Source organism: Bradyrhizobium sp. AZCC 1578, from assembly GCF_036924675.1.
GTDB lineage: Bacteria > Pseudomonadota > Alphaproteobacteria > Rhizobiales > Xanthobacteraceae > Bradyrhizobium.
In genome coordinates, this window is record NZ_JAZHRZ010000001.1 from 625,686 (window position 1) to 643,638 (window position 17,953).

The 17,953-nt window shown below is 63.0% G+C and carries 17 protein-coding genes and 1 pseudogene; 2 read left to right on the forward strand and 16 right to left on the reverse strand.

Translation table 11 applies throughout. From position 1 onward, the window contains the following. Window positions 1-2: 2 nt before the first annotated feature. The 16 genes from V1290_RS03205 to V1290_RS03280 form a co-directional block, all read right to left on the reverse strand. Window positions 3-1,514 (reverse strand): NADH-quinone oxidoreductase subunit M, encoded by a 1,512-nt coding sequence (locus V1290_RS03205; protein ID WP_334362981.1) that lies wholly within the window; start codon window positions 1,512-1,514, stop codon window positions 3-5. Beyond that, window positions 1,514-3,586 (reverse strand): NADH-quinone oxidoreductase subunit L, encoded by a 2,073-nt coding sequence (nuoL, locus tag V1290_RS03210; RefSeq protein ID WP_334362982.1) that lies wholly within the window; start codon window positions 3,584-3,586, stop codon window positions 1,514-1,516. The genes V1290_RS03205 and nuoL overlap by 1 nt, the downstream gene beginning before the upstream one ends. A 9-nt stretch (window positions 3,587-3,595) precedes the next feature. Next, entirely contained in the window at window positions 3,596-3,904 is a 309-nt protein-coding gene (gene nuoK / locus V1290_RS03215; protein WP_028345789.1) for an NADH-quinone oxidoreductase subunit NuoK, read from the reverse strand. Then, on the reverse strand, window positions 3,901-4,539 hold the full coding sequence (locus tag V1290_RS03220; protein WP_334362983.1) for an NADH-quinone oxidoreductase subunit J: 639 nt from the start codon (window positions 4,537-4,539) through the stop codon (window positions 3,901-3,903). Before V1290_RS03220 ends, nuoK begins: the two co-directional genes overlap by 4 nt. Before the next feature lie 9 nt (window positions 4,540-4,548). Further along, complete coding sequence (gene nuoI / locus V1290_RS03225; protein WP_028345787.1) at window positions 4,549-5,043, reverse strand: NADH-quinone oxidoreductase subunit NuoI; 495 nt, start codon at window positions 5,041-5,043, stop codon at window positions 4,549-4,551. Between the two features lie 7 nt (window positions 5,044-5,050). After that, on the reverse strand, window positions 5,051-6,121 hold the full coding sequence (gene nuoH / locus V1290_RS03230) for an NADH-quinone oxidoreductase subunit NuoH (protein WP_334362985.1): 1,071 nt from the start codon (window positions 6,119-6,121) through the stop codon (window positions 5,051-5,053). A gap of 10 nt (window positions 6,122-6,131) precedes the next feature. Continuing rightward, complete coding sequence (gene nuoG, locus V1290_RS03235; RefSeq protein ID WP_334362986.1) at window positions 6,132-8,210, reverse strand: NADH-quinone oxidoreductase subunit NuoG; 2,079 nt, start codon at window positions 8,208-8,210, stop codon at window positions 6,132-6,134. 7 nt (window positions 8,211-8,217) lie between these two features. Beyond that, window positions 8,218-8,706 carry a hypothetical protein gene (locus tag V1290_RS03240; RefSeq protein ID WP_334362987.1) on the reverse strand — a complete coding sequence of 163 codons (489 nt, stop codon included), beginning with the start codon at window positions 8,704-8,706 and terminating at the stop codon, window positions 8,218-8,220. Window positions 8,707-8,711: 5 nt separating this feature from the next. After that, a complete protein-coding gene (gene nuoF, locus V1290_RS03245; RefSeq protein ID WP_334362988.1) occupies window positions 8,712-10,037 on the reverse strand; it encodes an NADH-quinone oxidoreductase subunit NuoF in 1,326 nt (441 codons plus the stop codon). Between the two features lie 118 nt (window positions 10,038-10,155). Next, a complete protein-coding gene (nuoE, locus tag V1290_RS03250) occupies window positions 10,156-10,767 on the reverse strand; it encodes an NADH-quinone oxidoreductase subunit NuoE (protein WP_334362989.1) in 612 nt (203 codons plus the stop codon). Between the two features lie 11 nt (window positions 10,768-10,778). After that, on the reverse strand, window positions 10,779-11,738 hold the full coding sequence (locus V1290_RS03255; protein ID WP_028345782.1) for an FkbM family methyltransferase: 960 nt from the start codon (window positions 11,736-11,738) through the stop codon (window positions 10,779-10,781). Next, on the reverse strand, window positions 11,738-12,931 hold the full coding sequence (locus tag V1290_RS03260; protein WP_334362990.1) for an NADH-quinone oxidoreductase subunit D: 1,194 nt from the start codon (window positions 12,929-12,931) through the stop codon (window positions 11,738-11,740). Before V1290_RS03260 ends, V1290_RS03255 begins: the two co-directional genes overlap by 1 nt. A 2-nt stretch (window positions 12,932-12,933) precedes the next feature. Continuing rightward, window positions 12,934-13,545, reverse strand: a complete 612-nt coding sequence (locus V1290_RS03265; protein WP_334362992.1) for an NADH-quinone oxidoreductase subunit C — start codon at window positions 13,543-13,545, stop codon at window positions 12,934-12,936. Between the two features lie 11 nt (window positions 13,546-13,556). Next, window positions 13,557-14,147, reverse strand: a complete 591-nt coding sequence (locus V1290_RS03270; RefSeq protein ID WP_334362993.1) for a NuoB/complex I 20 kDa subunit family protein — start codon at window positions 14,145-14,147, stop codon at window positions 13,557-13,559. Then, the gene (locus V1290_RS03275; protein ID WP_028345777.1) at window positions 14,138-14,503 is read right to left on the reverse strand and encodes an NADH-quinone oxidoreductase subunit A; all 366 of its coding nucleotides are present in this window, start codon (window positions 14,501-14,503) and stop codon (window positions 14,138-14,140) included. Before V1290_RS03275 ends, V1290_RS03270 begins: the two co-directional genes overlap by 10 nt. A gap of 198 nt (window positions 14,504-14,701) precedes the next feature. After that, window positions 14,702-15,217 carry a MarR family winged helix-turn-helix transcriptional regulator gene (locus V1290_RS03280; RefSeq protein ID WP_334362995.1) on the reverse strand — a complete coding sequence of 172 codons (516 nt, stop codon included), beginning with the start codon at window positions 15,215-15,217 and terminating at the stop codon, window positions 14,702-14,704. 186 nt (window positions 15,218-15,403) lie between these two features. Between V1290_RS03280 and V1290_RS03285 the strand changes: the two genes are divergently transcribed. Continuing rightward, window positions 15,404-16,594 carry an aromatic ring-hydroxylating dioxygenase subunit alpha gene (locus V1290_RS03285; RefSeq protein ID WP_334362996.1) on the forward strand — a complete coding sequence of 397 codons (1,191 nt, stop codon included), beginning with the start codon at window positions 15,404-15,406 and terminating at the stop codon, window positions 16,592-16,594. Between the two features lie 38 nt (window positions 16,595-16,632). Then, window positions 16,633-17,767, forward strand: a pseudogene (locus V1290_RS03290) (spinster family MFS transporter). Window positions 17,768-17,953 lie beyond the last annotated feature (186 nt).

A 17,953-nucleotide genomic window follows, 5' to 3' on the forward strand; every position in this document is an offset into this window, starting at 1 on the left:
CGTTATTGCGCGACCAGCGCGGCTGCCTTCACGGCAGTCACGGCGGCGTTGTAGTTGTTGACGAGTTGCTGAACCGAGGCCGCCGACATGTCGAGCACCGGCTTCGGATAGACACCGAACAGGATGGTCAGCGCGACCAGCGGGAACAGCGTCAGGCTTTCGCGGGGCGTCAGGTCCTTGATGCTGGCGAGCGACGGCTTGGTCAGCGCGCCGAACACGACCTTGCGATAGAGCCACAGCGCATAGCCCGCCGACAGGATGACGCCGAGGGTGGCAAAGGTTGCGGTCGGGATCGAGACCTTAAAGGTGCCGAGCAGCGTCATGAACTCGCCGACGAAGCCGCTCGTGCCGGGCAGTCCGACATTGGCCATGGTGAACACCATGAACACCAGTGCGTAGAGCGGCATCCGGTTGACGAGGCCTCCATAGGCCACGATCTCGCGGGTATGCATGCGGTCGTAGACGATGCCGACGCACAGGAACAGCGCGCCGGAGACGATGCCGTGCGACACCATCTGGAACACGCCGCCGGCGACGCCTTGCGTGGTCGCGGCGAAGATGCCCATGGTGACGAAGCCCATATGGGCCACCGACGAATAGGCGATCAGCTTCTTGATGTCTTCCTGCATCAACGCCACCAGCGAGGTGTAGACGATGGCGATCACCGACAGCGAGAAGATCAGCGGCGCAAAATCATGCGACGCCAGGGGGAACATCGGCAGCGAGAAGCGCAGGAAGCCGTAGCCGCCCATCTTCAACAGGATCGCGGCCAGGATCACCGAGCCTGCCGTCGGTGCCTCGACGTGCGCGTCGGGCAACCAGGTGTGCACCGGCCACATCGGCATCTTCACCGCAAACGAGGCAAAGAATGCCAGCCACGCCCAGGTCTGCAAGCTACGCGGCACGGCGGTTTGCATCAGGGTCGGGATGTCGGTGGTGCCGGCATTCCAGTACAGCGCCATGATCGCGAGCAGCATCAGGACCGAGCCGAGCAGCGTGTAGAGGAAGAACTTGAACGACGCGTAGACCCGGCGCGGACCGCCCCAGACGCCGATGATCAGGAACATCGGGATCAGGCCGCCTTCGAAGAACAGATAGAACAGCACGAGGTCGAGCGCCGAAAAGGTGCCGACCATCAGCGTTTCCAGGAACAGGAACGCCATCATGTATTCGCGCACGCGATTGGTGACGGATTTCCAGCTCGCGATGATGCAGAGCGGCATCAGCGCCGTGGTCAGAATCACGAACGGCAGCGAGATGCCATCGACCCCCATGTGATAGCTAATGCCACTGGCGAGCCAGTTCGCTTTTTCGACGAACTGGAAGTCCGCACTTGCGGCATCGAAGCGCCAGACCAGAATCAGCGACACCGCGAAGGTGACCAGCGTGGTCCACAGCGCGATCCAGCGCGCGTTGCGCCGCGCGGCTTCGTCGTCGCCACGGCTAAGATAGACTACCAGCGCGCCGAGCACCGGCAGGAAGGTGACGACGGAAAGAATCGGCCAGGTTGTCATTACTGGCCTCCCAAGCCGAACATGAACCAGGTGATCAGCCCCGCGACACCGATCAGCATCGCAAAAGCATAGTGATAGAGGTAGCCGGTCTGGATCTTCACCACATTGCGGGTGACGTCGAGCACGCGCGCCGAGACACCATCCGGGCCGAAGCCGTCGATGACGAAACCGTCGCCCTTCTTCCACAGGAAGCGGCCGAGCCGCTTCGCCGGGCGAACGAAGGTGATTTCATAGAGCTCGTCGAAGTACCATTTGTTGAGGAGGAAGTGGTAGAGCATCTGGTGCTGACCGGCGAGTTCGACCGGCAGATACGGCCGCCGGATGTAGAACAGCCACGACACCAGGAAGCCCAGCACCATCATCACCGTCGGCAGGAAGGCGATGACCGGCGAAATGTGGTGCATCTCGTCGATGATGTGCGGGTGCATCTTGAGCGAATCGCGGAAGAACTCTTCCACGCCGTGGCCCGCAAACACTTCCTTGAACGGGAAGCCGGCCAGGATCGATCCGGCGGCGAGAAGGCCGATCGGGACCAGCATCCACAGCGGCGACTCGTGGGCGGCCTCGTAATGCTGCTGGTCGTGCGGCTCGCCGTGGAACGTCTTGAAGATCAGCCGCCACGAATAGAACGAGGTCAGGCCGGCCGCGACCACCGTCATCGCAAAGCCGTAGAACGCGAACGGATTATGCGCGACGTAGGCCGACTCGATGATCGCGTCCTTCGAGAAATAGCCGGCGGTGAGCGGGAAGCCGGTCAGCGCCAGCGTGCCGATCACCATCACGCTGTAGGTGTAGGGGATCTTGTCCTTCAGCCCGCCCATGTTGCGGATGTCCTGCTCGTGATGCATCGCGTAGATCACCGAGCCTGACCCCAGGAACAGCAGCGCCTTGAAGAAGGCGTGCGTGAACAGATGGAACATGCCGACCGAATAGGCCCCCGCCCCCATCGCCACGAACATGTAGCCAAGCTGCGAGCAGGTCGAATAGGCGACGATGCGCTTGATGTCGTTCTGGACGAGGCCGACGGTTGCAGCGAAGAACGCGGTGGTGGCGCCGAAGAACATCACCACGGCCTGCGCGTTGGGCGCGAGTTCGAACAGCGGCGACAGCCGCGCCACCATGAACACGCCCGCCGTCACCATGGTCGCGGCGTGGATCAGCGCCGAGACCGGGGTCGGGCCTTCCATCGCGTCCGGCAGCCAGGTGTGCAGCAGGAACTGGGCTGACTTGCCCATCGCGCCCATGAACAGCAACAAGCAGATCAACGTCAGCGCATCGGCATGCCAGCCGAAGAAGTCGATGGTCTTGCCCGAGAGTCCCTGCGCGCCGGCAAAGATGGTCTCGAAATCGGTGGTATTGAGCAGCATGAAGACGGCGAAGATGCCGAGCGCAAAGCCGAAGTCGCCGACACGGTTGACCACGAAGGCCTTGATCGCCGCCGCATTCGCCGACGGTTTTTGGTACCAGAAGCCGATCAGGAGGTAGCTCGCCAGACCGACGCCCTCCCAGCCGAAGAAAAGCTGGACCAGGTTGTCCGCGGTCACCAGCATCAGCATCGCGAAGGTGAACAGCGAGAGATAGGCGAAGAAGCGCGGCCGGTGCGGATCCTCGTCCATGTAGCCGATGGAATAGAGGTGCACGAGCGAGGAGACGGTGTTGACCACCACCAGCATCACGGCGGTCAGCGTGTCGACGCGCAGCGCCCACGACACCTGCAGATCGCCGGAATTAATCCAGGGAAACAGCGCGATCCGGGCGTCATGGTGCATGAAGCCGACATCGACCAGCGTCACCCAGGAGAGCGCGGCGGACACGAACAGAAGTCCCGTCGTGATCAGTTCGGCCGCGCGCGAGCCCTGAGCCGGCGGCTCGGAGACATGATGATCGTCGTGACCATGATCGTCATGGGCCTCCGCGGCGTGCGCGTGATCGCCGTGGCCGTGGTCGTGATGGCCGTGGTCGTGATGCTTGACTTCATCGCCGCTCGGGTTGCGTGCATGCGCCCCGAAGATCGCGATCAGGCCGGCCAGAATGGCGCCCAGCAGCGGCAGAAAGACGATTGCCTGAACCATAGCCGCGCCCTAGCCCTTCATCAGATTGACGTCTTCAACCGCGATGGAACCGCGGTTGCGGAAATAGACCACCAGCACCGCAAGACCGATCGCGGCTTCAGCGGCTGCAACCGTCAGCACCAGGAGCGCGAACACCTGGCCTACGATGTCGCCGAGGAAGGTCGAGAACGCCACCAGGTTGATGTTGACGGCGAGCAGGATCAGCTCGATCGACATCAGGATGACGATGATGTTCTTGCGGTTCAAGAAGATGCCAAGGATCCCGATCGTGAACAGGGTGGCGGCGACCGCGAGATAGTGGCCCAGACCGATCGTCATTTCACCCACTCCGCCGCGTCCGAATCCTGCAGCCCCTGCCCCGACGCCACCTTGCGCACGGCCATCGCGAGCTCCGGCGTCCGCGCGTTCTGCACGTTGATGTCCTGCCGCTTGACCTTCGCCTTGTGGCGCAGCGTCAGCACGATGGCGCCGATCATCGCGACCAGAAGCACCATGCCGGCGATCTGGAAGTAATGGATGTACTTCGTATAGAGCACCAGCCCGAGCGCCTCGGTGTTGCTGACATTGGCCGGAATCGCAGCCGTAATCGATTTCGTCGTGCCGGGACTCATGACCCAGCCGCCGGCAACCAAAAGCAATTCGGCGAGGAAGATGCCGCCGATCACCAGACCGATCGGCAGATATTCGATGAAGCCCTCACGCAGCTCGGTGAAATCGACGTCGAGCATCATGATCACGAACAGGAACAGCACCGCGACCGCGCCGACATAGACCACGATCAGCATCATGCCGAGGAATTCGGCGCCCATCAGCACGAACAGGCCGGACGCATTGACGAAGGCCAGGATCAGATACAGCACCGAGTGCACGGGATTGCGCGAGACAATCACCATCACAGCCGAGGCCACGCAGACGCCGGCGAAGAGGTAGAAGAACAGTGCGGGAAGGATCATATCCTCACCTCACCGGTACGGCGCGTCGAGTTCGATGGCTTTCGCAATCTCGCGCTCCCAGCGGTCGCCATTGGCGAGCAGTTTCGCCTTGTCATAGTAGAGTTCCTCGCGGGTCTCGGTCGCGAATTCGAAATTCGGTCCCTCGACGATGGCATCGACCGGGCAGGCTTCCTGGCACAGGCCGCAATAGATGCATTTCACCATGTCGATGTCGTAGCGCACGGTGCGCCGGGTGCCGTCGTTGCGGCGCGGGCCCGCCTCGATCGTGATCGCCTGCGCTGGGCAGATCGCCTCGCACAGCTTGCAAGCGATACAGCGCTCTTCGCCGTTCGGATAGCGGCGCAGCGCATGTTCGCCGCGGAAGCGCGGCGAGATCGGGTTCTTCTCGAACGGATAGTTGATCGTCGGCTTCGGCTTGAAGAAATAGCGCATGGCGAGAAAGAACGCCGATACGAATTCGCTCAAGAGAAGCGCGCGAGCTGTTGCGTTGACGTTGACACTCATGATGGCCTCACTTCGGCGCAATGCCGGCGAATTGCAGCACCGCGGCCACAATCACCACCATCGCCAGCGACAGCGGCAAAAACACCTTCCAGCCGAGCCGCATCAGTTGATCGTAGCGGTAGCGCGGCACGATCGCCTTCGCCATAGCGAACAGGAAGAACATGAAGAACAGTTTCAGCGCGAACCAGACTACACCCGGGATCCAGGTGAACGGCGGCAGCGCCACCGGCGGCAGCCAGCCGCCGAGGAACATGATCGTCGCCAGCGCGCACATCGTGGTGATCGCGACATATTCGCCGAGCATGAACAACAGATACGGCGTCGAGCCGTATTCGACCATGAAGCCGGCCACCAGTTCGGACTCCGCTTCCACCAGATCGAACGGCGGACGGTTGGTCTCGGCCAGCGCCGAGACGTAGAACACCACGAACATCGGAAACAGCGGCCACACGTACCAGTTCAGGATGGTGAGCTGCGGCAGCCCGATCAGGCTGGCGAAGCCACGGGCATTCTGCGCTTCCACCACCGCCGAAAGGTTGAGCGAGCCGGCGCACAACAAAACCGTGATGATGACGAAGCCGATCGAGACCTCGTAGGAGACCATCTGCGCCGCGGAGCGAAGCGCCGCCAGGAACGGGTATTTCGAGTTCGACGACCAGCCGGCCATGATGATGCCGTAGATCGACAGCGACGAGATCGCGAAGATGTAGAGAACGCCGACGTTGATATTGGCGATCACCCAGCCGGCATCCATCGGAATGACGGCCCAGGCGGCCAGCGCCAGCACGCAGGACACCAGCGGTGCCAGCAGAAACACACCCTTGTTGGAGCCGGACGGGATGATCGGCTCCTTCAGCACGAACTTCAAAAGGTCCGCGAAGGATTGCAGCAAGCCCCAGGGACCTACTACGTTGGGGCCGCGGCGGATTTGCACCGCCGCCCAGATCTTGCGGTCGGCGAGCAGGATGTAGGCGATCGCGATCAGCAGCACGACGAGCAGCAGCAGGCTCTGCGCGACCATGATGATCAGCGGCCAGAGGAAGCCGGTCCAGAACGAGCTTGCGAAGAATTCAGCCATCAGATCACGCTCACTCCGCTGCCGTCAGCATTTTCCCGGACGCCAGCCGGGAACATTCCGCCATCACCGCCGAGGCCCGCGCGATGGGGTTGGTCAGATAGAAATCCTCGACCGAACTCTTGAACGGGGTCTTGTCGACCTTGCCGCCCTTCTTGCCTGCGAGCGCCTTGACGTCACCTGCCTTGCCGGGCTCGATCTGGTCGATCCGCATCAGATGCGGGAAGGCCTTGAACAGCGTCTGGCGCAGCGCCTGCAGCGAGTCATAGGGCAGCTTCTTGCCGAGCACGTCCGACAACGCGCGGACGATCGCCCAGTCCTCGCGCGCCTCTCCGGGCGGAAACGCCGCGCGGCTGGCGATCTGCGCCCTGCCCTCGGTGTTGACGTAGAGGCCGGACTTTTCGGTATAGGCTGCGCCCGGCAGGATGACGTCGGCGCGGTGCGCGCCGCGGTCGCCATGGGTGCCGATATAGACCACGAACGTGCCGTCCGGCACCTTAACCTCATCCGCTCCCAACAGAAAGAGCACGTCGAGCGTGCCGAACGTCGTCATCTGCGCCAGGTTGAGGCCACCTGCGCCTGCCGCAAAGCCGATATCGAGCGCGCCCGCGCGCGAGGCGGTATCCTGCAAAACGGCAAAGCCGTTCCAGCCGTCCTTGAGCGCGCCCGTGCCTGCCGCGACCTTGGCCGCCAGCGAAAGCACCGCCGCCCCGTCATGGCGCGCCAGCGAACCGGCGCCGACCAGCACGATCGGGTTCTTGGCGCCCTTCAGCACCTCGACGAAGGAATGCTTGCCGCTGGCGAGTTCACCAAGCGTACCCGTGCCCGCGCCGAGATAGTCGTAGTCGTAGGTCAGATCGGCCTTGGCGCCGACGAGAGCGACCTTGAGCTGACCCGTGCGCCAGCGCTTGCGGATCCGCGCGTTGAGGACGGCAGCTTCCTTGCGCGGATTGGAGCCGATGATCAGGAGCGCGTCGGCCTGCTCGATGCCCACAATGGTCGGATTGAAGATGTAGGTTGCCCGTCCCGCCTTGGGGTCGAAGGCGTCGCCGCCCTGCACCGCCAGATTGCTGGAGCCGTATCGGCCCAACAGATCCTTGAACGCGAACATCTCCTCGACCGCAGCGAGGTCACCGGCGATGGCTCCCATCCGCTTGCCGTCGCTCATCCTGACCTTGGCAGCGACCGCCGCGAAGGCCTCCTGCCACGACGCGGCGCGAAGCTTGCCGTTCTCGCGGACGTAGGGCCGGTCGAGCCGCTGCGTACGCAGGCCGTCGACGACGTGACGGGTCTTGTCGGAAATCCATTCCTCGTTCACCGCCTCGTTGATGCGCGGCAGGATCCGCATCACCTCGCGGCCACGGGTATCGACGCGGATCGCGGAACCTACGCCATCCATGACGTCCACCGACTGCGTCTTGCCGAGCTCCCACGGACGCGCGGCGAAAGCATACGGCTTCGAGGTCAGCGCGCCCACGGGACAGATATCGACGAGGTTGCCCTGCAGCTCGGAAGTCAGCGCCTGCTCCAGATAGGTCGTGATCTCCATGTCCTCGCCGCGCCCGGTGGCACCCATTTCCGGCGTGCCGCAGACTTCGGCGGAGAAGCGGACACAGCGCGTGCACTGGATGCAGCGGTTCATCGAGGTCTTGACCAGCGCGCCCAGATATTTGTCCTCGACCGCGCGCTTGTTCTCGGCAAAGCGCGAGGTGTCGACGCCATAGCCCATCGCCTGGTCCTGCAGATCGCACTCACCACCCTGGTCGCAGATCGGGCAATCCAGCGGGTGGTTGATCAGCAAGAATTCCATCACGCCTTCGCGTGCCTTCCTGACCATCGGCGAACGCGTGGAAATCTCCGGCGGCTCGCCCTTGGGGCCGGGCCGGCAATCGCGCACGCCCCAGGCGCAGCTTGCGACCGGCTTCGGGCCGCCCTTTATCTCGACGAGGCACATTCGGCAATTGCCGGCGATCGACAGCCGCTCGTGGTAGCAGAAGCGCGGGATTTCGGCGCCCGCGGCCTCGCACGCCTGCAACAGGGTGTACTCCGCAGGCACATCGATCTCTTTGCCGTCGATGATGAGTTTGGTCATTGCTGTCTCAAGTCTTTCCCAGCTTGCAGTCTGGCGGTGTAACGCTGGCGGTCTTCAGCGCCGTCTTGATCCATTTCTGGGTCTCGGCGCCATAGGTGGCGAGATAGGCCGGCTGCGCCGCATTCTTCTCGCACAGGAACGGCAGATGCGGCTTCAGGTCGTAATCGCAGGACGCCAGCCACTCGCGCTTTCCGGAGAACGCGCCGATCGCTTCCTCGCAGGCATAGAGGAAGTACGTGATGAAGCTTTCATACTGAACCTGCTCATCGCCGCCGGCGGCCTTGATCTTCTCGTAGTCCGGCTGCGCAAATTTCGGATTCTTGAACGCCAGATCGGTGTAGCCCAGATATGCCTGCCGCGCACTCGCGGCGCGGTTGTTGGTGCGGATTTCGTTGATCTGGAACAGGATCGCAACAAAGCCGAGCAGCGCCACGGCCGCCTGCGCCATTTGCGCCAGCGTCCCGTATCTCTGCCACCAGAAGCTCGGTTGCGACATCGGCATCACTCCGCCGCGACCAGATTCTCGGGATCGCGCACGCCGGCATCGTCGATGTCGGCCTTATGCGAATACTGGTCGATGCGCGCCTCGATCTCGTGGCGGAAATGCGCGATCAGGCCCTGGATCGGCCAGGCGGCAGCGTCGCCGAGCGCGCAAATGGTATGGCCTTCGACCTGTTTTGTAACCTCCAGCAGCATGTCGATCTCGCGCTTATGGGCGCGGCCCTCGGCCATCCGCGTCAAGACGCGCCACATCCAGCCTGTGCCTTCGCGGCATGGCGTGCACTGGCCGCAGCTCTCGTGCTTGTAGAAATAGGAGATGCGCGCGATCGCCCGGATCAGGTCCGTCGACTTGTCCATCACGATCACGGCCGCGGTGCCGAGGCCGGAGCGCAGCTTGCTTAGGCTGTCAAAATCCATCGGCGTGTCGATGATCTGCTCGGCCGGCACCATGCGCACCGACGAGCCGCCGGGGATCACGGCTTTCAGATTGTCCCAGCCGCCGCGAATGCCGCCGCAATGGCGCTCGATCAGCTCACGGAACGGAATCCCCATCTCCTCTTCGACGTTGCAGGGCCGCTCGACATGACCGGAGACGCAGAACAGCTTTGTGCCGACATTGTTGGGCCGGCCGATGGCCGCGAACCACGCCGCGCCGCGCCTGAGGATGTCGGGCGCAACCGCGATGGACTCGACGTTGTTGACGGTGGTCGGGCAGCCATAGAGACCGACATTGGCCGGGAATGGCGGCTTCAGCCGCGGCTGGCCCTTCTTGCCCTCCAGGCTTTCCAGCAGCGCCGTCTCTTCGCCGCAGATATAGGCGCCGGCGCCATGCGCGACATAGACGTCGAACGGCCAGCCATTGATGTTGTCCTTGCCGACCAGTTTTGCGTCATAGGCCTGGTCGATCGCGGCCTGCAGGCGCTCCCGCTCGCGGATGAACTCGCCGCGCACATAGATGTAGCAGGCATGCGCGCCCATCGCGTAGCTCGCCAGCAGGCAGCCCTCGACCAGGAGATGCGGGTCGTGCCGCATGATCTCGCGGTCCTTGCAGGTGCCGGGCTCGGATTCGTCGGCGTTGACTACGAGATAGCTCGGCCGGCCGTCGGTCGATTCCTTCGGCATGAACGACCATTTCAGGCCGGTCGGAAAGCCCGCGCCGCCGCGCCCCCGCAGGCCGGAGGCCTTCATCTCGTTGATGATCCAGTCGCGGCCCTTGTCGACGATCGCCTTGGTGCCGTCCCACGCGCCGCGGCGGCGCGCGCCCTCCAGCCCCCAATCGTGGAGACCATAAAGGTTCTTGAAGATGCGATCCTTGTCGTCGAGCATGACTTGAAGCTTCCTCAGATCAGCGATTGGACTGCGCGCAGGCGAGCCCCGGCACAGCGTGACTTCTCCATCACGCGGCCCCTCTCCGTCCGGTTTACGGACAATGTAGCGTCACGCCTCATGTGGATTCCTTCAGCGTCGTCGGCCCGCCCACAGGCGCCGAGAACTGACGGTCGATCTGCGGTCCGGGCTTCGGCGGATTGCCCGAGGCAAAGCCGTCCAACACCTTGCCGAAACTTTCCTTGGTCAGGTCCTCGTAGGTGTCCTTCCAGATCTGCACCATCGGCGCGTTCACGCAGGCGCCCAGGCACTCGACCTCTTCCCAACTGAAATTGCCGTCCTTCGACAGGTGGAAGGGCTCGTGATGGATGCGGCTTTGGCACACCTCGATCAGGTCGCCGGCGCCGCGCAGGCGGCACGGCGTGGTGCCGCACACCTGCACATGGGCCTTCTTGCCGACCGGCTGCAACTGGAACATAGTGTAGAAGGTCGCCACTTCCAGCACGCGGATGTAGGGCATGTCGAGCAGGTCGGCGACCACGCGGATCGCGGCTTCCGAGACCCACCCCTCATGCTGCTCCTGCGCGCGCCACAGGATCGCGATCACAGCGGAGGCCTGACGGCCCGGCGGATACTTTGCGATCTGCGCCTTGGCCCAGGCGAGATTCTCGTCCGTGAACGCAAAGCTCGCGGGCTGCACTTCTTTGGGGGCGAGGCGGCGGACGGACATCGTTCAGTCTCTCATTGCACGCGGCGCGCAGCTTTCGCATTGAGCGCATCAATCCGGGCGAGCCAGAAGGCGCTTGCGGTGCCGAACACGTTGTAGCCGACATGGGTTGAAACCTTGATCCGATCCAGAATCGAAAGGTCGGTCACGGTTTCAAGGCGATGGCTGCGCGGATCGTAGACGATCAGCTTCAGCGGGGTCTGTTCGAGGATATAGCGCGACACGGTGTGCTCGGGATCGTTGCCGTGCTCCTCGCACAGCAAGACGCTGTCGATCTGCATCAGCCGCGCGCCGCCCTTCATGGCCTCGATCTCGACGCCTTCGACGTCGAGCTTGATCAGGTATTTTCCATCCGCGGCGACCTTGCCGTCATCGAGCAGATTGTCGAGCGCGATGACCGGCACTTCCTCGCCGTCTGACTGGTCGCCGGCGATGCTGAAGGCCTCATGCTTGGTGCCGGACAGGCGCGCGGTGCCGCGCGCGGCGCCGATCGCGCTTTTCATCACCTCGAAACGGTTGCCGTTGATTTTGGCGTTGTTGGCCAGCTTCGGGAAATTCTGCCCCGAGGGCTCGATCGCGATCGCCTTGTGCGAACCGAAGGGTTTGCTCGACACCAGGACCGACCAGTAGCCGTAATTGGCGCCGCAATCGAGCAGCGTGTAGTCGACGTCGGCGGAGTCCTTGAACAGCAGCTCCAGCTCGTCCTCGTAGCTATAGGTGCGGTTGAGCAGCTTGCTCCAGTAGCCGTCGCCATAGGGAAACTCGAAGACGGCGTCGGGATTGAGTTTGATCTGGATGCCGCGCTCAGGCAGGGTCGTGCGCAACAAGTTCGCGCACATATTGTAGCCACGGTGCGAAAAATTCGACGCCACCTTCGACCCTAGCGCCAGCGCCACCGCAGCCAAACGCTCCCACGCGTTCGCACCCTCGAGTACGCCCGAAGTCCGGTCAAACTGGATGGGCGCCTGCGCCATCACCGATCGACCTCTCCGAACACGATATCGAGGGAACCTAAAATGGCCGAGACGTCGGCGAGCAGATGACCGCGGCAGATGAAGTCCATCGCCTGCAGATGGGCAAAGCCCGGTGCGCGGATCTTGCACTTGTAAGGTTTGTTGGTGCCGTCAGAGACCAGGTAGACGCCGAACTCGCCTTTCGGCGCCTCGACCGCGGCATAGACCTCGCCGGCCGGCACGTGCACGCCTTCGGTGTAGAGCTTGAAGTGGTGGATCAGCGCTTCCATCGAGCGCTTCATCTCGCCGCGCCGCGGTGGCGCGATCTTGTTGTCCTCGACGACGACAGGCCCCTGCCCGTCCGGCGAGTTCAGTTTCGCGATGCACTGCCTCATGATGCGGACCGACTGTCGCATCTCTTCCATGCGGATCAGGTAGCGATCGTAGCAGTCGCCGTTCTTGCCGATCGGAACGTCGAAATCCATCTCGGCGTAGCACTCGTAGGGCTGCGCCTTGCGCAGGTCCCAGGCCGCGCCGGAGCCGCGCACCATCACGCCCGAAAAGCCCCACTCCCAGGCCTGCTGCAGCGACACCACGCCGATATCGACGTTGCGCTGCTTGAAGATGCGGTTGCCGGTCAGCAGCGTGTCGAGGTCGGCGACGACCTGCAGGAACGGATCGCACCAGGCGTCGATATCGTCGATCAACTTCTGCGGCAGATCCTGGTGCACGCCACCGACGCGGAAATACGCCGCATGCATGCGCGAGCCGGAGGCGCGCTCGTAAAATTGCATCAGCTTTTCGCGCTCTTCAAAACCCCACAGCGGCGGGGTAAGCGCGCCGACGTCCATCGCCTGCGTCGTGACGTTGAGCAGATGCGACAGGATGCGGCCGATTTCGCAGTAGAGGACGCGGATCAGTTGGCCGCGGCGCGGCACCGTGATGCCGAGCAGCCTTTCCGCCGCGAGACAGAACGCGTGCTCCTGGTTCATCGGCGCGACATAATCGAGGCGGTCGAAATACGGGATCGCCTGCAAGTAGGTCTTGTGCTCGATCAGCTTCTCGGTGCCGCGATGCAAGAGACCGATATGCGGATCGACGCGCTCGACAACCTCGCCGTCCAGCTCCAGCACAAGGCGCAGCACGCCGTGCGCGGCCGGATGTTGCGGCCCAAAATTGATCGTGAAGTTACGCAGGTTCTGCTGTTCGTTCATGGTCAGGCCTTCGGCTCAGCCTTCTCATCGCCCGGAAGCGGATAGTCCGCGCCTTCCCAAGGCGAGAGGAAATCGAATTTGCGGAATTCCTGGTTGAGGCGGACCGGCTCGTAGAGCACCCGCTTCTCCTGGTCGTCGTAGCGGACCTCGACGAAGCCGGTGAGCGGGAAATCCTTGCGCAGCGGATGGCCGTCGAAGCCGTAATCCGTCAGCAGCCGCCGCATGTCGGGGTGGCCGGTGAAGATCACGCCGTAGAGGTCGTAGGTTTCGCGCTCGAACCAGTCGGCACCGGGAAACACCTCGATGATCGACGGCACCTGCGTGGTCTCGTCGGCTTCCGCTCGCAGGCGGATGCGCTCGTTCAGCGTCGGCGAGAGCAAATGATAGACCACGTCGAAACGCTTCTCGCGGCTGGGATAGTCCACCGCGGTGACGTCGGTGAAGTTGACGAAGCGCAGCGCGGGATCATCGCGCAGGTATTTGACGACATCGACGATCTTGCTCGCCTCGACCGTGACGGTGAGCTGGTTGAACGCGACCGCATGGGCAGTGGCCGCGCCCGGAAGCGCGCTAACAATCGTCTGCCCAAGGGCGTCGAGCTTGCCGTCGTCCATTACCTAAAACCTTAGCGTTCGATGGTCCCGATGCGCCGGATCTTCTTCTGCAGCAGCAATATGCCGTAGAGCAGCGCCTCCGCCGTGGGCGGGCATCCTGGCACGTAGATGTCGATCGGCACGATGCGGTCGCAGCCGCGTACCACCGAGTACGAGTAATGATAGTAGCCGCCGCCATTGGCGCACGACCCCATCGAGATCACGTAGCGCGGCTCGGGCATCTGGTCGTAGACCTTGCGCAGCGCCGGCGCCATCTTGTTGGTCAGCGTGCCCGCCACGATCATCACGTCGGATTGGCGCGGCGAGGCCCGCGGCGCAAAGCCGAAGCGCTCGACGTCGTAGCGCGGCATCGACACCTGCATCATCTCGACCGCGCAGCAGGCGAGGCCGAACGTCATCCACATCAACGAACCGGTGCGCGCCCAGGTGATCAGATCGTCGGCGGCGGCAACGAAGAAACCCTTGTCGGAAAGCTCGTGATTGACCTCGAGGAAGAACGGGTCGTTGGCCCCGACCGGCTTGCCGGTCGAGGGGTCGAGAATGCCCTTCGGCGCCTGCGCGATATCAGGCGAAGAGCCTAAAGCTGTCGGGCTCAATCCCATTCGAGCGCGCCTTTCTTCCACTCATAAGCAAAGCCGACCGTGAGGACGGCGAGAAACACCATCATGGACCAGAAGCCGGTGGCCCCTAACTTGCCGAACGCAACCGCCCACGGGAACAGGAACGCCACTTCGAGATCGAAGATGATGAAGAGGATCGCTACCAGGTAGAAGCGAACGTCGAACTTCATGCGGGCGTCGTCGAATGCGTTGAATCCGCATTCATAAGCGGAGAGCTTTTCCGGGTCCGGCTGCTGGAACGCGACCAGGAACGGGGCGATCAGGAGCGCCAGACCGATCAGGCTCGCCACCCCGATAAACACGACAAGTGGCAGGTAATCTTGCAGGATGCCGTTCATCGGCGGTGCCTTTTCCTGCGGATTTGGCCGCAGATTCGTTGATTGGAATTATTCTTGGCTTAGCGCAGCGCAACAGAGGGCGCAAGACGAGCCGGTTTCACGTCTCCGTCCGCCGTTGACGTGTCGGCAGAACCCGAAAAAGTGTTGCGTTCCTGCCTCGCCGACCAACGCGGGCCAGGCCGCATGGTGCCCAAATTTTCACTTCAAATCCTTTTCGTCGGCGAGCATTTGGGCGGCCGTCTCCGTCAGGCGATCGATCTGGTCGAGCAGCGCCGCCAGCTCTTCCTTGCCGAGCTGTTCCATCAGCCGCCGGTTACGCTCCTGCGCCCCTGCCACAATTGTATCATGGGCAGCCAGCCCCGCCTTGGTCAGGCAAACCAGCGTCTCGCGGTTGTCGCGCGGGTTGACCGCCTTGGTGACCAGCTTGCGCGCGACCAGTTCCGCCAGCGCCCGGCTGATCTGGCCCTTGTCCATGCCGACCGCCTCCGCAAGCCGGATAACGCTCATCGGCGGCCGCCGCCCCAGCGAAGCCACCAGGCCGAACTCCACCGAGGACAAGCCCGCCAGCCGCTTATAGCGCAGGATCGCGCCGCGCTTGAGCAGATTGGCCAGCACCATCAGCCGCGACGACATCATCGCGGTGATCGGCGCCAATTCCGCGACATCGGCGGCCGCAGGCGATGCCGCGGTCTGCTTTTCCAGCTTCCGGCTCATTTGCAACCTCTGCCAACAAAGCGCGCCGGTGCCAAGGACCATCGAGAACGATCACCAGATAAGCCCATCGAATGGGGTCATCGAACAGTTCTATCGAGATCGTTGACATTGTCATCGATCTGCATTTTACTTCCTAAAACAAATCGAATGACCGCGGCATCAAAGCCGCGGCGGGAGGAAAACGGCATGACCATTACGCAGCGGGATCGCGATCTCGGGACTGGCTACGCCATGAAGCCGTCGACGACCCGGACCGAGCTGACCTCGGTCGGCCGCGGCACGCCGATGGGCGAATTGCTGCGGCGCTACTGGCACCCGATCGGGCTCGTGTCGGACGCCACCGATATCCCCAGAAAAGTGCGCGTGCTCGGCGAGGACCTGGTGCTGTTTCGCGACCGGCATGCCCGTGTCGGACTGCTGCACGCCCGCTGCTGCCATCGCGGCACCACGCTCTATTACGGCAAGGTCGAGGAAGACGGCATCCGCTGCTGCTATCACGGCTGGAAGTTCGACACCGAGGGCCATTGCCTCGAACAGCCCTGCGAGCCCGAGGGTGGCCTGTTCAAGGACAAGGTGCGGCAGCCCTGGTACCCGGTCGAGGAGCGTTACGGCCTGATCTTCGCCTATCTGGGCCCGGCCGAGAAAAAGCCGGTGCTGCCGCGCTACGAATGCCTGGAGAACATGGACGATGGCGAGTTCGTCGAGGCGGACGATTCATCGATCGGCGGCGGCGGTCCGGCCATCATCCCCTGCAACTGGCTGCAGCATTTCGAGAACGTCGTCGATCCCTACCATGTGCCGGTGCTGCACGGATCGTTCTCCGGCCCGCAATTCACTGAATTGATGGCCTCGATGCCGCAGGTGAAGTTCGAGATGTCGCCGCGCGGTGTCACCGTGCGCTCGATCCGGCATCAGGACGACGGCAAGGTGTTTTATCGGGTGACCGAAGCCGCCCTCCCCACGCTGCGCGTCGTGCCCAATCCGCGGGTCGCGCAATTCGCCCGCGTCGAGTCGATCGGCTGGACGCTGCCGATCGACGATACGTCCTTTCGCATCTACGTCGCAGGCCGGGTAAAGAATTCAGGCGATATCGGAAGGATGCGCTCCAAATTCAACGGAAAATTCTGGCAGGAGATGACCGAACAGGAGCACCAGCAATTCCCCGGCGACTACGAGGCGCAGGTCGGCCAGGGTAAGGTGACGCTGCATTCGGAAGAGCATTTCGGCCAGAGCGACCGCGGCATCCTGATGATCCGGCGGATGCTGAGCGATCAGCTCGCAGCGATCGCCGCCGGCCGCGATCCGATCGGCATCTCCTTCGATTCAACTGCGATGCCGGTCGAATTCGAGGCGGGCAATTTCATTCGCGAGGCGTGAGCGGCAGGTTCAGCAAAAAAGAACATTCAGGGGGAAGCATGGTTGATGTCGCGCCGGAGGCGGCCGCTCAAGTGGAAGCCACCGCAAGGCCCTCGCTCCAGCGATATTACGTCCTCGCGCTGTTGACCGTCATCTATGCGCTGAACTTCCTCGACCGCACCATCTTCAACGTCCTGATCGAGCCGATCAAAAAGGAATTCGCGCTCAGCGACACCACGATGGGGCTGCTGGCGGGCTTTGGCTTCGTGCTGTTCTATTCGCTGCTCGGCGTCCCGATCGCGCGCATCGCCGACCGCTTCAACCGTCGCAACATCGTTGCAATCGCGCTGGCGTTCTGGAGCGCGATGACGGTGTTTTGCGGCATGGCGCAAAGCGTGGCCACTCTGGCGCTCGCGCGGATCGGTGTCGGCATCGGCGAATCCGGCGGCACGCCAGCCTCGCAGTCGATCATCGCCGATCTCTTCAGCAAGAACGAAGGCCCGCGCGCGCTCGGCATCTATGCCATCGGTACCTATCTCGGCGTCTTTCTCGGCTATTTCATCGGCTTCCTCGCCTCGCAACGGACCTTTGTCATCGTGCTGATCGGGTTTTGCCTGACGAGCTACACCAATTACGCCACATCAGCCTGGATTCCGCCGTTCCTGGCACGCGTGCATCAACTCTCCAGCGCCGAGATCGGCACCTATGCCGGTACCTTCAAGGGCCTGAGCGGGATGGCGGGCACGCTGGTCGGCGGTCTGGTGGTGGCGCTGGTCAGCCGCCGAGACGACCGCTGGAAATTATGGGCGCCCGCGATCATGTCGGGGCTTGCGGGCCCGGTGTTTGCGCTGTGCATGCTGACGCCTGACTTCACCACCATGGTCGCGGCGCTGGCGCTGACCTCATTTCTGGTCGGCTTCCATCTCGGGCCGATCTTTGCGGTGGCGCAGACCGTCGCCAGGTCGAGCATGCGGGCGCTGGCGTCGGCGATCGTGCTGGTTGACCGCGACCTGCTTTGGCCAGGGCGTCGGTCCGCTCGCCGTCGGCATGCTCAACGACGCGCTCAAGAGCGATTTTGGCGCGGAGGCCGTGCGGTATTCGCTGCTGTCGGCCGCGGTCACGACCACCTTGGGCGCCCTGTTGTTCATCTGGGCGGCCGGATCGATTCGCGGCGATATCCAGCGGGCGAACTGATCCGACCTGCTCGCCGTCGGCTCTTCCCTTTGTTTTTACTGCTGTTTCGAACCCGGTGTGAGCCGCGTTTGATCCGGCACGCAGGCTGTATGTGACCTGCATCACGGATGCATGGGCAAAAAACCGGCCACAAACTGGCCGAATGAAACCATTTTGCCGAAACCGCGAAACGATCCTGAAACAGAC

Excerpts from the sequence above, each read along its gene's own strand:
- V1290_RS03205 (WP_334362981.1), bottom strand. The coding sequence starts at position 1,514 with ATGACAACCTGGCCGATTCTTTCCGTCGTCACCTTCCTGCCGGTGCTC.
- nuoL (WP_334362982.1), bottom strand. The coding sequence starts at position 3,586 with ATGGTTCAGGCAATCGTCTTTCTGCCGCTGCTGGGCGCCATTCTGGCC.
- nuoK (WP_028345789.1), bottom strand. The coding sequence starts at position 3,904 with ATGACGATCGGTCTGGGCCACTATCTCGCGGTCGCCGCCACCCTGTTC.
- V1290_RS03220 (WP_334362983.1), bottom strand. The coding sequence starts at position 4,539 with ATGATCCTTCCCGCACTGTTCTTCTACCTCTTCGCCGGCGTCTGCGTG.
- nuoI (WP_028345787.1), bottom strand. The coding sequence starts at position 5,043 with ATGAGTGTCAACGTCAACGCAACAGCTCGCGCGCTTCTCTTGAGCGAA.
- nuoH (WP_334362985.1), bottom strand. The coding sequence starts at position 6,121 with ATGGCTGAATTCTTCGCAAGCTCGTTCTGGACCGGCTTCCTCTGGCCG.
- nuoG (WP_334362986.1), bottom strand. The coding sequence starts at position 8,210 with ATGACCAAACTCATCATCGACGGCAAAGAGATCGATGTGCCTGCGGAG.
- V1290_RS03240 (WP_334362987.1), bottom strand. The coding sequence starts at position 8,706 with ATGTCGCAACCGAGCTTCTGGTGGCAGAGATACGGGACGCTGGCGCAA.
- nuoF (WP_334362988.1), bottom strand. The coding sequence starts at position 10,037 with ATGCTCGACGACAAGGATCGCATCTTCAAGAACCTTTATGGTCTCCAC.
- nuoE (WP_334362989.1), bottom strand. The coding sequence starts at position 10,767 with ATGTCCGTCCGCCGCCTCGCCCCCAAAGAAGTGCAGCCCGCGAGCTTT.
- V1290_RS03255 (WP_028345782.1), bottom strand. The coding sequence starts at position 11,738 with ATGGCGCAGGCGCCCATCCAGTTTGACCGGACTTCGGGCGTACTCGAG.
- V1290_RS03260 (WP_334362990.1), bottom strand. The coding sequence starts at position 12,931 with ATGAACGAACAGCAGAACCTGCGTAACTTCACGATCAATTTTGGGCCG.
- V1290_RS03265 (WP_334362992.1), bottom strand. The coding sequence starts at position 13,545 with ATGGACGACGGCAAGCTCGACGCCCTTGGGCAGACGATTGTTAGCGCG.
- V1290_RS03270 (WP_334362993.1), bottom strand. The coding sequence starts at position 14,147 with ATGGGATTGAGCCCGACAGCTTTAGGCTCTTCGCCTGATATCGCGCAG.
- V1290_RS03275 (WP_028345777.1), bottom strand. The coding sequence starts at position 14,503 with ATGAACGGCATCCTGCAAGATTACCTGCCACTTGTCGTGTTTATCGGG.
- V1290_RS03280 (WP_334362995.1), bottom strand. The coding sequence starts at position 15,217 with ATGAGCCGGAAGCTGGAAAAGCAGACCGCGGCATCGCCTGCGGCCGCC.
- V1290_RS03285 (WP_334362996.1), top strand. The coding sequence starts at position 15,404 with ATGACCATTACGCAGCGGGATCGCGATCTCGGGACTGGCTACGCCATG.